Here is a 14,658-nt window from a genome sequence, read left to right as displayed (position 1 = left end):
CATGGGCGATTAGAGGAGACGGAAAGAGTCAAGGAAGGACGTGAGAAGTCTGATGAAGGAATATATTCGGAACAGCCAGCGAAGTCCTGCGCTTTTGTGGTGGGTGACCCTTGTCCTGGTGGTTCTCTTGACTGCATGTACCGTCGAGGAACCCGGCGGGCCGGTCGGAAGCGATGACGCCGTTGGATCCGCCCCGTCTGGGCACGGCGACTGGCGGGTGCCTGGCTTGGTGGACCGATCTGGCGCGCCGATCGAGGTGCCTACGCCGGGTCCGGTCACGGGCAGGACCCTGGACGTCACGGACTTCGGGGCAGATCCTAATCCAGACTCACACGACGACGCAGCAGCGATTAGGAAAGCCCTAGACGCAGCTGAACCGGGCGACGAGGTCATGCTGCCAGCCGGCACGTATGACCTGCGCTCCACTGACCCGGACGACGAGTCGGCGAACATCGTGTTGCGTAGCGGCGTGGACCTGCGCGGCGAGGGCCAGGAGCGCACCGTGCTACTGACCTCCTTCGACGGCGAGGATGATAGCCGGGTGATCCGCGGCTCCGGCATCCACGACGTCATCGTCGCTGACTTCACCATCACCTCCCGTCATGAGGGTCCACTCGGCGATGATCCCGACGACGGTGATGCGAGTGGAGGCCCGATGTATGGAATCCACATCGGTACCCACGAAGGTCAAGCTAGCTCCCGTGTCCTAGTGGAGAACCTGGGCATCAGTAGATTCGAGCGCCACGGGATCTCCATCAAGGCTAGCCGTGAGGTGACCCTCTCTGGGAACTACATTAGTGGGGCAACTGCCGTCGGCCCAGGAGGACAGGGCTACGGCATTGCTATCGAGGGATTAAGGGATCAGCACGATCCGGATGCCACCAACGATTCCCGGCACAACGTCGTCACCGGCAATACCTTCGATGGTAGGCATTTGCGGCACGCCATTCTGCTGCAGTTCCCTACGCACAACAATCTCGTGGCGGAGAACACCATCGTCGGCAGCCTCCTCGACGCCATCGACCTGCACGGCGAGGGTGAATACTTGAACGAGGTCCGGGACAACACGGTCATCGACGGGAAACGGGCGGGCATCGCGCTGGGCAATCCCGGCGGGTCCAAGAATAAGCATGACGCCTCAGGACTTGGAAACTGGGTACACTCCAACGACTTGATTGGAAACCGTCAGGGAATACTCGTCATTCTGGGAACTCCTGATACCCTCATCGAGGACAACAGGATCACAGCCGGGGAGGATTCGAAGGCCGGCATTGAGGTTCGCAATGCGCCGGGCACGGAGTTGCACGGTAACCACATCACTGGAGGGACTGACGGGTTCTGGGCTATCCGGCTCAGTGAGGACAAAGGTACTGACGGAAGGGGCAAAGGAATCCCTTCAGGCATCAAGATCGAGAGCAACATTATTCGACAGGCCGCTAACGGCATCAGGATCGATGCCGGGAAGGACCTTAGCATGGTCGAAAACGCCATCGACCGCATTGACGGAGCCGAATTGAGGGTGGCCGACGGGATCGAGGTGAGCCAGTCGGCCCAGTAGTTGAAAAAGACTTTGCTAAAGAAGTAGCTAGTATGTAATTTTTTTATCGCTATACAAAAATTGTATAGGTAGAGGCTAACATGACACCATTAGCCTATAAAAAATATAAAGTAAACAATCGATCGTGAGAATAGGTCGAATTGATAGAAAGAATTAATAAATAAGCTGGAAAGTTCAAAATCTGAAAAAGATTCTTGGACATCTTATAGTGTCCGTCTCAGATTGTAAACAAAAGGCATTCAACTGAAATAAGTTGAATGCTTTTCTTTTTATATTTATATAGAGAATTTACTTATTTCTTTATTCTTTTTTCTATTATATGTCACAACTTTTGTTAGTGTTCTGTAATTAACCGGTCATCCTAGCGTAATAGTATATCTCTAAAAATAATAGACTTACTAGATAGTAAAGTAGAGATTTATATAAAAAAAGACCTATTTCAATACGAATAAAGAACTAGATGAAAGGGAGATATTAACGATGAACTGAATTATTTCAATTCGAATAGACAACTAGATATAAGGGAGATTTTAAGATGAAAAGAATGACTGCAATTTTTTTGACAGCAATAATCTTCATGTCTACGTTAGTAATTCCTGCTAATGCGGAGAAAGGTGGAACAGAAGGGACCAAACCCTGGATGAACACCAAGCTCTCTGCTGAGGAGCGTACCGAGCTGCTTATCGGTGCGATGACGTTGGAACAGAAGATCCAGCAAATCGCCATCTCGCGCTTCAATGAGAACGACAAAGGTGAGACGGTAGTCATCAATAGGAGCGGTACTAGCAAGTACCAGAGTGGCGTATTCCCGCCTCAGGGTACCCTGCCCGGGTGTGAATGGCAGGACACCGGCCGTCAGATCCGTGGAATCGAGGAACTAGGTATCCCCACAGTCCGTATGACCAACGGTGGTACGGGTGTGAAGGGCGGGTCGTGTGGCAATGATCCAGTGGCAACGGGCCTGCCGTCCACCGTGGCTATGGCAGCAACCTTCGACCGTGGGATGAACTATGAGGCCGGTCGAATCCTCGGAGTGGAGACACGTGCCTTCGCGCATCAAGTGATGCTCGGACCGGGTATGAACCTCGTGCGACACCCTTACGGTGGCAGGAACTATGAGTACTTCAGTGAGGACCCGTACCTGACGGGTATCCTAGCGACCGAGCAGGTCAAGGGCATCCAGGACCAGAGCATCCAGTCCCAGCTCAAGCACCTTGCCGGCAACGAGCAGGAAACCGAGCGGTGGACGATGGGTGTTCAGGTTCCCTCTCGAGCCATGAACGAGCTGTACATGCTGCCTTTCGAGATGGCAGTCAAGAATGCTGACCCAGCCTCTGTGATGTGCTCGTTCCCGGATGTCAACGGCACCTATGCCTGTGACAGCTCTGAACTACTCCAGGATGCCCTGCGGCGCAACTGGGGCTTCGACGGTTGGGTCATGAGTGACCGTCGCGCGATTCACAACACGGTCGCTGCCATCAAGGCGGGCACGGATGTTGAGCTCGACTGGGCGCCACAGTACTACACTCAAGATAAGATCAAGAAGGCTATCGACTCGGGTCAGGTGACCGAGGGCGACATTGACAATCTACTCCGTCCGCGGTATATCAAAATGATTGAGTACGGCCAAATGGACAAACCTTTCGACAAGTTTCTACCGGAGATTGTTGATCTGAAGGCCAATGGCGCTAGCGCACGGAAGATGGCCGAGGAAGGTTCCGTGCTATTGAAGAACAATGACGGCTTCCTTCCACTGGACGGCAAGCCGAAGTCAATCGCGCTGATCGGTGTCGAGTGGTTCGCCGGTATTGCCAAGATGTCCCCGCGCTCCGTTCGGGACACTAACGAGAACGTCGTGACCTCTTATACGGTCACACCAAAACAGGGTCTAGAGAATGTCATCAAGGAGCTGGGCTATGGTACAAAAGTGACGTACAATGATGGCCGTGACCCGAAGGCTGCTGCAAAGCTTGCTGCTGAGTCCGATGTCGTGCTTCTCATGATCGGCGACAACCCGCATGAGACAAAGGACCGCGAGACACTCGGCTTCCCGCGTATCGACCTCGACAAGAACCCGGATCGAGTGGACTGGGTGGAGCAGGAGCCGGTGATCGACGCGGTTCTGAAAGCCAATGCAAAGAACACGGTTGTGGTACTGAAAACTTCTGGTACGGTGCTCATGCCGTGGCTGGATAAGGTCCCTGCAGTCCTCGAAGCATGGTATCCGGGCATGGAGGATGGCAATGCCGTCGCCAATCTGCTTTACGGTAAGGTCAATCCGTCCGGCAAGCTGCCTATGACGTTCGGTGCCACTGAGCGTGAGGCCGCCTTCGCGACCGAAAAACAGTTCCCTGGAACCCGTCAAGACACCGGCAAGCCAGGAGGCCCTGGCCCGTACGGTGACGGTTCCGACCAGCTAATTGCCCAGTACACAGAGGGCCTTGAGATGGGCTACCGCTGGTACGAGGCCAACAAAGTGAAGCCTGTCTTCCCATTCGGGTACGGCCTGTCGTACACGACCTTTACGTATGGCGACCTCAAGGTGAAGAGGGTCCGCGGCGACAAAGGCTCGTTGTCTGGTATTGACGTATCCTTCACCGTCACAAATACCGGTAAAGTTGCCGGTAAAGAAGCGGCACAGGTCTATCTGACCCTGCCAGCCGAGGCGGGGCAGCCGGCTAAGCGACTCGTCAACTTCGAGAAGGTTGATCTTAAGCCTGGTGAGAGCAAGCGAGTGACTCTACGGAGTAACCAGGCTGACTCTAACCACCCGTTCTCCTATTTTATTCCGAAAGAACCGGACAACCTGGTGAACTGGGCTGATGGCGAGTGGGCTACCGCTGACGGAAAGTACCGCGTGCATGTCGGTGGTTCCTCGGCAAACACTCCTTTAGAAAAGGACGTCCCGTTGAACTTCAAACTCAGCAAGGGTAAGGGGAAAGGCAAGGGTAAAGGTAAAGGGTAACACTTATAAGTAGGCACTTGTTCATGGAATGATGTCGGCGACCCGGTAGGGGGCGTCAGGCATCCCGAAGATGGTGAGCCCGCGGGCTCGGCGAATCAAGCCGAGGTCCGCGGGCTCATCGCTTTTCTCCTGACCCTTTTTTCCATTATGAGAAGAACTTTTTGGTATTGTTAGAATAATCGATAGAATATTTATAAATCTTGCTCTATGAGTTGACCGTTAGAACAACCTTTCCTCGTCCATGTCCGCTTCCTACTAATCGGTGGGCTTCAGCGGCAAAGTCCAATGGAAGAATTTTGCGGAAATGGATTTGTATATTTCCAGTGGCATACAAATCTACAAGCTCAGACAGTCGCTCGTTAGTACGGGTTCCAGATAGTATGGGGATCCCAAGTTCACGTGCCACATCATCAGCCAGCATGGTCCGAATCCGGCTTCTGTCCTTCACAACTTCAATTGAAGCTCTTAGAGCCTCCGGACCTGCTCCATCTAATGCTGCGTCTATTCCACCCGGAGATAGGGTTCGCAAGCTTTCGACAAGTCCTTCTCCATAAGCTACAGGGATTGCTCCAAGCGAACGGAGATAATCGTGATTCGCCTCACTTGCTGTCCCGATTATGGTCTCGGCACCCCATGCTTTCGCCAGTTGTACAGCGAATGTACCAAGTCCTCCAGCAGCGGCATGAATGAGAACAGTGTCTCCATGTTTAATATCCAGTTCCTTCAAAGCCATGTGTGCTCCCTGCCCGTTCCCTGAAAATCCGCCGGCTACTTCCCATGGCATATTTTGAGGCTTTTTTACAATCTGGTCGGAGCTGACAACCACATATTCTGCGTAACTATTCAGTAACGAAAAGCCAAGTACCTCATCGCCAATAGCGAATCCATCTATTCCTTCACCGATTTGATCGATAATCCCTGCAAATTCGTTCCCCGGAATCAACGGAAAAGTAATGGTCTTTCTTAATAAGATTTCTCCGTTTCTAACACCACAATCGTAAGGCATCACGCCTGCTGTCTTGACTCGTACACGCACTTCGGTTGGACCTGCTTGAGGTTCATCCAACTCCATGATCCGTAACACCTCTGGCTTGCCGAATGAAGTAAAGGCAACTGCTTTCATTGACATCGCTCCTTTATGATGTGAAATAATGGTATTACTTTCATACTAATAATGAATCTTTACACGGAAACCTATAGAAATATGACCCTAATTCCTTTTTGTACGGGTATCTTATAGTGTCCGTCTCAGATTGTAGACAAAAGGCATTCAACTGAAACAAGTTGAATGCTTTTCCTTACCATTATTCTCATTTCATTGTTACTTGTTGAACATAGTACAGGAAAATCATGTAGAATCCATTCTCTCAAATTCCTTTAGAAGCAAGTACATGTATATACTTCCGGTTTTTATGAAAGTATTCCAAAAATAATTATTCACTAATTTCCTCCTTTCTCGGTTATTACCTTCCGCGTCCTTGTTATTTATGAATTCACCTAAATTAACAGAGGATTTACGCAGTTTGAATAAAATCATCTGGTTCGATTAACGTTATCCTTCTTTGATGCGCAACCGAAATCATTAAGCCTAGTTCATAGTACATATTTTTTGTTAATATTCCTTTTTTGATGTTTTTCATTATTTCACAATAATAATAAACGAATAAATCAGTCGGTAACTTTTCATAAAAATCCATAATATATATCCTCCCGATAAAGGTTTTTAAAAATCCTTTTTCCCTTAAAACCTTCTGACAATATATTAAAGAAACATTTACAAAATAAATGTCGAATTATAGGTTATTACAAATCATGTAACCAAATCTTATTATTGGTCATACAAAATTAAAAAAATATCAATATAATTTCACTCTAGTAATAAGTTAATTATTCTATTCATTTTTGGCATAAGACAACATACGGATGTTAGTATGAAAGTAATAAAAGATCTGTTTGCCAATGAAAATTTATGCAACACCTAAAGTAGATATTAGAGTTGTTGTGTTTAAAGATAAAAAACTAATGAATTTAGGTAAATCCAGCTAGAAATGGGGTTTTAGTCAAGATGATTTCTTTAAGAAATGTTCAAGCTACAGATTTAGAACAGCTATTACTTATTGAGAATGAAGGCTTTCCGATAGAAGAGGCTGCCACAAAAGAAGCATTTGTAGGGAGGATTCAGTTGATAGCTGATACCTTTATGGTGGCAGAAAAGGATGGGGAGATACTTGGTTATATTAATGGACCTGTTATTAATCAACTTTATATAACCGATACTCTTTTTACTGAAATCAAAGAGAATCCAAAAACAGGGGGATATCAAAGTGTTTTAGGATTAGCAGTGTCCGAACAGGCAAGAAATCAAGGGATTGCAAAGATTTTAATTAAGAAAATGGAAGAGCTTGTAAAAGAAACTGAAAGAGAAGGCATCACATTAACATGTAAACAGGAATTAGTTTCGTTTTATGAAAAATTGGGGTTTGTTAACCATGGCATGTCTGAATCAAAACATGGTGGAGTAAGCTGGTATAACATGGTCAAATTAAGAGAGGAAATCATTTGATTCTTTTACCTTGTAGCGGTTAACGACGGAATCTATTTCAAACGTTTTTTTAATCGTAAAATAAATACAAATTTGGGCTGGATCCAATTGTGATCCAGTCTTTTTTCATTTGTTCAATGCAGTTTTTATCCTTGTCCAATAAGGATTTCGATTTTCTTTCAAATCCTTAAATCCATAGGGGCGGGGCAATAATTAAATTAATGCCTTTTTCTTTTACAATGTAGGTTTAAGGATAAATTACAAGTTTTTCTTTGTATTAAAGAAAGATAACAATTAGTTTAAGAGTTATAAATTCCACATAACTCGACAAATTTTAAAGGATGGCTTGTCTATAATGACTAGAGTCAATGAGAAAGGAGCAAAAATTAAAATGGGAGATATTCTACGATACGCTGTTCAGTTAAAAAAGAAAGATCTAATTAATAGGCTAATTAAACAAGGAGTTTATAAAAAAAATAATCAGCATCTTTATGAATTGACTTTGAGTGAACTTGAAAATGAATATAAATTATATAGGGCCACAAAATGACCTTGTGTCTATTTCAAAAGGTAGATTATAGGCTTAAAAATTACGGGAATTTTTCAGGAACTACCCGGCTTCCGTATCGAACAAATAGATTTCAAGTAAATCAACTTTTTTTGATTAAATAGTTGCGCTTTATTAGAAATTTAATTATGATTTAAACATCAAAAAAATTTGATGAAAGGAGGATATTAATGGAGGCATTAAAGCCAACATTTCAACAATATGGGAAAAAATTTAAAGCCCTTGCTGATCAAAAGAGGTTAGAGATCATGTATGAGCTATGTCAAAGGGGGCAAACTTGTGTATGTGATTTAACAGAATCCTTTGGTATATCACAGTCAAAACTATCTTACCATCTTAAAATATTACTTGATGCAGATTTAATTGTTAAACAAACAAAGGGAACATGGAGTTATTACAATATTAATGAGACAGAAGTAAATAGCTTACTCTCCGAAGAACTTTGTTGTATCTTTAGGAAAACGGGAAATAAAGCAGCAAATAACAGCTGTTGCTAATTTTTTTAACTTATAAATCAATTTTTTTTGATTTAACACAATAATGGAACAGAGAAATTTTACATTAAACGTTAGGATAATGTGAAAGTAAACAAGTTCACTAATTTACATCGAAGGAATGCTGTTAATTGGAGGTTCAACTTTTGTCTACAACATTGGTATTTGCACTTATTATTTTTATTGCAACATTAATTTTAGTGATTTGGCAGCCTAAAGGCTTAAATATCGGTTGGTCTGCTTGTGTTGGAGCAACCATCGCCCTTTTAGTAGGAGTTGTCGGTTTTAATGATGTCTTAGAAGTAATAGACATTACTTGGAACGCAACATTATCGTTTGTTGCAATCATCCTTATTTCATTAATATTAGATCAAATTGGTTTGTTTGAGTGGGCTGCACTACATATGGCAAGAATTGCAAAGGGAAATGGAATTAAAATGTTTATCTATGTAAGTATTTTAGGTGCTATTGTTGCTGCTTTATTCGCTAATGATGGAGCTGCATTAATATTAACACCAATTGTACTCGCTATGGTTCGAAACTTGAATTTCAAAGATAAAATGATATTTCCGTTTATTATGGCTAGTGGCTTTATTGCCGATACAACTTCACTACCATTTATCGTAAGCAACCTGGTTAATATTGTATCTGCTGATTTCTTTGGAATCGGATTTCTTGAATATGCCTCCAGGATGATAATTCCAAACATTTTTTCACTATTTTCAACAATTGCAGTTCTTCTAATTTATTTCAGAAAAAGTATACCTAAAACATATGATCTATCGAAATTAAGGAGACCAGAAGAAGCTATTCAAGATCAAAAATTGTTCCACCTTTCTTGGTTTGTTCTAGCGATATTACTAATAGGTTATTTTATTAGCGAATTCATTAATATTCCTGTATCCATTGTAGCAGGAATAATAGCGGTCCTCTTTATTCTAATGGCTAGAAGGAGTGAAGCAGTTGATACGAAAGCAGCGATAAAAGGGGCTCCTTGGAATATTGTATTTTTCTCGATTGGAATGTATGTGGTTGTTTATGGATTGGGGAATGCGGGACTCACTTCTGTCTTGGCAAGTGTGATTCAAAATGTAGCTGATGAAGGATTATTTATTGCCACCGTTTCAATGGGCTTTATCGCAGCTATATTATCTGCGGTTATGAATAATATGCCAACAGTAATGATTGATGCCTTAGCAATTGCAGAAACGAACACGTCAGGAATAATACGAGAAGGACTTGTTTATGCAAATGTCATTGGATCGGATTTAGGTCCCAAAATCACTCCAATTGGTTCACTTGCCACATTAGTATGGCTTCACGTTTTATCACAAAAAGGGGTGAAGATATCGTGGGGAACATACTTTAAAACTGGTATTGTCTTAACGGTACCTATCCTATTTATTTCGTTAATTGGGCTCTATATTTCGTTACTATTTTTCTAAAGGAGAATGAGTTATGGCAAAAAAAACAATCTACTTCCTATGTACAGGGAATTCTTGTCGAAGTCAAATGGCAGAAGGATGGGCAAAAAAACACTTAAATCATGATGAATGGGAAGTTAAAAGTGCTGGAATTGAAGCACACGGACTGAATCCTAATGCAGTTAAAGCGATGAAAGAGGTGGGAATTGACATATCAAATCAAACTTCTGATATTATCCAATCAGAAATACTAAGCAACGCTGAATTAGCTGTTACTCTTTGTGGAGATGCAAAAGATAAATGTCCTGTTACCCCTCCTAAAGTCAAACGAGAACACTGGGGATTTGATGATCCTGCAAAAGCAGAGGGAACGGAAGAAGAAAAATGGGCAGTTTTCCAGCGTGTTCGTGATGAAATTGGTGAAAGAATTAAACGATTTGCCGAAACAGGAGAGTAACATTAATTCATTATCTATTATTGATGGCTGTCACTTTTAAACCAAAGGCTGGTTTAATCCGTCAAAGAAAAAAGGACTAACTGAGGTCCTTTTTTGATTTTGTCATTCAAACAATCAAAGCTCTTTCTAAAAAGAATTCAATCGTTCTTTCTATTATTAGTAGAATAAAAGACGTATATCGTTAAGCATTTAATATCAAATAGCAAAGAAATTAATCAGGGTAAAAAATAATAGTGTAGAATCTAACCAGTTCATCTGAAGAGTTTATATAAATGTGTTCCGTCTTAGCATTAAATTTAATCGTTTCGTCAGGATTTAATTCAAATTTCTCCCCTTGAATATCGAGAGTCAGTGTACCGCGTTGAATTAGTACATATTCCTCACCTGTGTGCTTTTCGGATATATGACGAAAACCAGGCTTTAAGTCTACAGTGAAAATTTCAAACTTTTTTTCAGGATGAAATGGGAAGATCGAATACACAAGATAATTTCCATCATCATCTATTACTGGATTAAGTTCATTCATATTTATTTTTTCAATTTGTGGCTTATCATTTTCCTTTAAAAATCCTGAAAAAGATACTTGTAGTCCATTTGCAATTTTCCAAAGAGTAGTGACAGTGGGATTTGATTTTCCATTTTCAATTTGGGCTAACATTGCTTTACTAACTCCGGTTAGTTCTGACACGTTATCTAAGCTCAATCCTCGCTGCTTTCTAATTTTGGCAAGATTATTCGCTATAGCCTCTTGAATGAATTCCATAAAAAATCTCCTTGACTCTTTTTTGTATTCATAATAACATACATATAAATATTATAACAGACATTCGTTTAACATAACATACAAAAGGTGGTGCAACCATGAATGAATTAGCGAACAAAATAAATTTCGAAGAAACTACTCTCCCTACATTTACTCAAGGAGTAAAAGATTGCGTTCCAACTTTAATTGGCTACATCAGTATTGGAATTGCCTTGGGGATTGTTGGAGCTGCATCCAATCTAAGTATATTAGAAATTGGTCTTATGTCGGCCTTAGTTTACGCTGGTGCATCTCAATTTATTATTTGTGCATTGTTGGTATCAGGAAGTCCTATTTCAGTCATTGTATTTACAACTTTCATTGTAAATTTACGAAATTTTTTATTAAGCATGACATTAGCTCCCAACTTTACAAACTATTCTTTAATGAAAAATATTGGGATTGGTGCACTTGTAACGGATGAATCGTTTGGTGTTGCCAGTAACAAAATTGCTAAGAGAGAAATGATTAATGCCCAATGGATGAATGGGTTGAACGTAACGGCTTATCTATTTTGGATTTTATCGAGTATGTTGGGGGCTGTCTTTGGTAAGTGGATTTCAAATCCAGAAGTATTTGGATTGGATTTTTCTTTAACAGCTATGTTTTTGGCATTGCTTGTTTTACAATTACATAGCATGGATCATAGTAAATTGAAGTTTTATCTATCACTAATTGTTTATGTAGTTGTTTTGATGCTGGTTCTCTGTATGTTTGTTCCTTCTTATATTGCGATTCTATTATCAACAATAATTGTGGCTACTATTGGAGTGATAAAAGACAAATGAGTATTAATTTATCCATCTTATTAATCATTTTAGGGTGTGCACTTGTAACCTTTATTCCGAGAATCATTCCATTTATAGTGATAAGAAATATAAATCTACCAAAAATTGTGATCAAATGGCTTTCATTCATCCCTATTTGTATTTTTGCTGCACTTATCGTTGATAGCTTTATCATCCAAGATGAATCATTACTATCAATTGATTGGAGTGTTCTTACCGCTATTATACCAACGCTTATCATAGCCTTATGGACTAAGAGTTTGTCTATAACCGTTATAGTAGGCATAGTAAGTATGGCTACCGTTAGGTTTTTGTTTTAAAGGAGCCTCAGTTTTTAAGTCAGTAACTTAATTAAAATAATCGAAATAATTGGAAAAAAATATGAGACCAAACCCCTTTAAGTTTCGTAGATAGATAGTGAGATATAAATTAACTAATACTACATAAAGGGGTGTGTTCGTTATGATAAAAAACAAAAAAATATTATACCTTGCTCTTATTCTTTTCATCGCATCTCTCGTCTTAAATTTCCCTTTTCCACACGAGAGACCTTATAGTAAGACAGTCGCATCAGTATTGAATATACCTGTTCAATCTGTCAATGGATTAGAGTATGTAGGAATTGCTTCATTAGTTCTATTATTTGCAAGCTTATATCTTCTTAGCAAATCGGTAAAAAAATATAATAGACGTGTTGTCTGGCTTGCTATTATTATCGCTTTGTTTGCACCGCCAATGATGGCCAGTGCTTTTCAAAAAACATTTGCTAAAGGTGTTTATGCTGTTTCTTATGAGCGGGAAATGAGTAATTGTCAATTTGAGATGATTGATGAAACAATATTACATGGTGAATGTGAATTACCTTTTGAAAATTACAGTAGAGATGATGTCCAATACACGATTGAATTTTATGAAATAGACGGTTTCGAAGAGGATATACAAATGGTTTCACTCATGAACAATAATGCCCCTTATAAGGTAGAGTTAAAAGGGAATGAGAGAAAAATGGTGAAAATAGAATCGAATATAGATGTTTCAAAGATGGAAAGCCACATTGAACAGGGATGGTCATCATACATCAATATCATCATTAAATCAGGAGAAAAAACGAGGAAACTATAAAGTTTTTAAATTGGTAAAGGTGAAAATGGTTGAATCGCTGCTGTGAAAATGGAGAAACAGACGATCTGAAAATTGAAGGGGATGTTGGAGCAAATCCGATTTGGTGCAATAGCTGTGGTTGTAACCTTCACATAGAAGAAGATCCAATTTCAGACGGATTCGCAGGGGAATTGTTGTCTTGGACAACTTTTTGCCACTTCATACCTCTGCATTGTATTTAACTGAACCAATTCAATTTTTCCCCATATTCTTTTAGTACAATTTCTAAAATCCTCTGTCCAATAAGGGTGTTTTCCTTAGTTATATACCACTAAGTTTCAGTTACATACCCTAACATAATAGACACGCTGTCGAGCATACCCTAAAATGATAATCAATTTATAGGGAAGGCAGGCGTCTCTATGGTTATAAGATACAAGAATAATTGGATTAATACGAAACCAATTTCTGAATTAGCAAAAACAGAATACGATGTGGTTATTGTTGGAAGTGGTCCAGGAGGAGGTGCTGTTTTACAAAGACTTTGTCAGTTGTGGAAACAGCAAGGGGCAAAAAAAATTGCTATTCTTGAAAAGGGAGATAAATTATTCCATTCCCATGCACAAAATATAGCTACACAAAATGTAAACACATCACGCGATGTACTTCTTCCTAATAATTCCACTCCTATCGGTCAACGCTTACCTCAATTTTCTGGAGCCACGATGATCTATGCTCTTGGGGGAAGATCGTTGTTTTGGAATGCGGCAACACCGAGACCGATTGAAGAAGAACTGAAACAATGGCCGATTAATCGTAGAGAACTAGATGTTTACTATCGAATGGCTGAAGAACTATTACATGTCACAACAGATTGGGCAAAAGGTTCATCAATGCAGGATCGGATGTTAAGGAGGCTTCATGCTGCGGGTATTTTGGAAGCCCAAAATATGCCACTTGCCATTGATTTGTCACCCTCGAGACAAGGGGAGGTCCATTCAAATCCGTGGTATAGTTCGATTAATTCATTGGCAATGGGTCAGTTAGACCGGCCATATGATCTAGCTGTAGATGCTTTTGTTCATAAAGTGAATACTACTCCGAATGGAAAAAGAACAGCTAGTGTTCAGGTAATCGATACGAAGACGAAATCAAATTATACGATCCGGGCAAAAAATGTTGTATTATCAGCAAGTACGTTAGAAACTCCACGTATATTATTGAATTCTGGTGTTCAGGGACCAGCGATTGGACGTTATTTAACAGGGCACGTATCAATGATTGGAATTGGAACAGTCAGTCGAGGACAGTTTTCTGATCGACTTGGAAATTTATCGATTTTAAAATTTGAAACAGAAGATGATCCATATCAAATTCAGATTCTTGGTCCAGACCAATATTGGTCTTACCAGCAATTTGAAGATAAGGAGTTGAAAAATCAGTTGATGGTTGTTTATGCATCTTTTGGAAGAGTGGAATCCAGACCCGAAAATCGTGTATACCTTGATTCTAAAGTGGATGAGTACGGAGTTCCATTACAACAGGTTCAATACTCTTTAAGTGAAAAAGACCGTCAAACAGCTAGAAAAGTAGAACAAGGAATAAGAGATGCAGCGAAAGCGATGGGAGTCACTCTTGACGAGTCTAGCTTAGTCCTACGTCCGCCAGGGGCGGATATGCATGAAGCATGCACATGTAGAATGGGGAGTAATCCTAATACTTCTGCGACAAATCGGAATGGCCAAATACACGGAGTTCAAGGTCTATATGTTGCAGATAATAGCGCACTTCCAAGCTTAACCGCAGCAGGACCAGTACTTTCTAACACGGCTTTAGCCATTCGGGTAGCGGATCATATTGTGCGTCATTCAGGATAGTAATCGAGTAAATGACTTAAATGGGTGGAGTAATTAAACTCAATCCCTTTAATTTTTTTTGCTAATCAAGTAAACACGAAGG

The 14,658-nt window shown here is 41.3% G+C and carries 15 protein-coding genes; 11 read left to right on the top strand and 4 right to left on the bottom strand.

Features of this window, described 5'->3' with window-relative positions:
- The first annotated feature begins 52 nt into the window (after positions 1-52).
- Together V7097_RS20365 and V7097_RS20360 are read left to right on the top strand one after the other, a co-directional pair.
- A complete protein-coding gene (locus V7097_RS20365; RefSeq protein ID WP_335705485.1) occupies positions 53-1,558 on the top strand; it encodes a right-handed parallel beta-helix repeat-containing protein in 1,506 nt (501 codons plus the stop codon).
- 535 nt (positions 1,559-2,093) lie between these two features.
- Positions 2,094-4,523, top strand: a complete 2,430-nt coding sequence (locus V7097_RS20360; protein WP_335705484.1) for a beta-glucosidase — start codon at positions 2,094-2,096, stop codon at positions 4,521-4,523.
- A 205-nt stretch (positions 4,524-4,728) separates the two neighbouring features.
- Here V7097_RS20360 and V7097_RS20355 read toward each other — a convergent pair whose 3' ends face one another.
- From V7097_RS20355 to V7097_RS20350, 3 genes are all read right to left on the bottom strand, one after another.
- A complete protein-coding gene (locus V7097_RS20355) occupies positions 4,729-5,646 on the bottom strand; it encodes an NADP-dependent oxidoreductase (RefSeq protein WP_335705483.1) in 918 nt (305 codons plus the stop codon).
- 225 nt (positions 5,647-5,871) lie between these two features.
- A complete protein-coding gene (locus V7097_RS26055) occupies positions 5,872-6,060 on the bottom strand; it encodes a YqzL family protein (protein WP_438824262.1) in 189 nt (62 codons plus the stop codon).
- Positions 6,038-6,220, bottom strand: coding sequence for a hypothetical protein (locus V7097_RS20350; protein WP_335705482.1), 183 nt, complete (start codon positions 6,218-6,220; stop codon positions 6,038-6,040). The genes V7097_RS26055 and V7097_RS20350 overlap by 23 nt, the downstream gene beginning before the upstream one ends.
- Before the next feature lie 368 nt (positions 6,221-6,588).
- Between V7097_RS20350 and V7097_RS20345 the strand changes: the two genes are divergently transcribed.
- The 5 genes from V7097_RS20345 (at position 6,589) to arsC (ending at position 10,008) form a co-directional block, all read left to right on the top strand.
- Positions 6,589-7,086 carry a GNAT family N-acetyltransferase gene (locus V7097_RS20345; RefSeq protein ID WP_335705481.1) on the top strand — a complete coding sequence of 166 codons (498 nt, stop codon included), beginning with the start codon at positions 6,589-6,591 and terminating at the stop codon, positions 7,084-7,086.
- A gap of 370 nt (positions 7,087-7,456) precedes the next feature.
- A complete protein-coding gene (locus V7097_RS20340; RefSeq protein WP_335705497.1) occupies positions 7,457-7,615 on the top strand; it encodes a Fur-regulated basic protein FbpA in 159 nt (52 codons plus the stop codon).
- A gap of 188 nt (positions 7,616-7,803) precedes the next feature.
- The gene (locus V7097_RS20335; protein ID WP_335705480.1) at positions 7,804-8,130 is read left to right on the top strand and encodes an ArsR/SmtB family transcription factor; all 327 of its coding nucleotides are present in this window, start codon (positions 7,804-7,806) and stop codon (positions 8,128-8,130) included.
- Positions 8,131-8,273: 143 nt separating this feature from the next.
- Positions 8,274-9,572, top strand: coding sequence for an arsenic transporter (locus V7097_RS20330; protein WP_335705479.1), 1,299 nt, complete (start codon positions 8,274-8,276; stop codon positions 9,570-9,572).
- A gap of 13 nt (positions 9,573-9,585) precedes the next feature.
- Entirely contained in the window at positions 9,586-10,008 is a 423-nt protein-coding gene (arsC, locus tag V7097_RS20325) for an arsenate reductase (thioredoxin) (RefSeq protein ID WP_335705478.1), read from the top strand.
- A 211-nt stretch (positions 10,009-10,219) separates the two neighbouring features.
- Here arsC and V7097_RS20320 read toward each other — a convergent pair whose 3' ends face one another.
- The gene (locus tag V7097_RS20320) at positions 10,220-10,771 is read right to left on the bottom strand and encodes a helix-turn-helix domain-containing protein (protein WP_335705477.1); all 552 of its coding nucleotides are present in this window, start codon (positions 10,769-10,771) and stop codon (positions 10,220-10,222) included.
- Between the two features lie 98 nt (positions 10,772-10,869).
- On the opposite strand from V7097_RS20320, the gene V7097_RS20315 reads away from it, so the two are divergent.
- The 4 genes from V7097_RS20315 to V7097_RS20300 all read left to right on the top strand — a co-directional run bounded on the left by V7097_RS20315 (position 10,870) and on the right by V7097_RS20300 (position 14,576).
- Entirely contained in the window at positions 10,870-11,598 is a 729-nt protein-coding gene (locus tag V7097_RS20315; protein WP_335705476.1) for an AzlC family ABC transporter permease, read from the top strand.
- Positions 11,595-11,918: an AzlD domain-containing protein gene (locus V7097_RS20310; protein ID WP_335705475.1), complete on the top strand. Its 324-nt coding sequence runs from the start codon at positions 11,595-11,597 to the stop codon at positions 11,916-11,918. The genes V7097_RS20315 and V7097_RS20310 overlap by 4 nt, the downstream gene beginning before the upstream one ends.
- Before the next feature lie 142 nt (positions 11,919-12,060).
- Positions 12,061-12,720 (top strand): hypothetical protein, encoded by a 660-nt coding sequence (locus V7097_RS20305; RefSeq protein ID WP_335705474.1) that lies wholly within the window; start codon positions 12,061-12,063, stop codon positions 12,718-12,720.
- 401 nt (positions 12,721-13,121) lie between these two features.
- Positions 13,122-14,576: a GMC family oxidoreductase gene (locus V7097_RS20300; protein WP_335705473.1), complete on the top strand. Its 1,455-nt coding sequence runs from the start codon at positions 13,122-13,124 to the stop codon at positions 14,574-14,576.
- The last annotated feature ends 82 nt before the right edge of the window (positions 14,577-14,658 follow it).

This window comes from Bacillus sp. JJ1562 (genome assembly GCF_036962705.1).
Taxonomy (GTDB): Bacteria; Bacillota; Bacilli; order Bacillales; family Bacillaceae_L; genus Ferdinandcohnia.
Note: the sequence above shows the minus strand (reverse complement) of the source record. Positions and strands in the feature narration are given on the sequence as shown.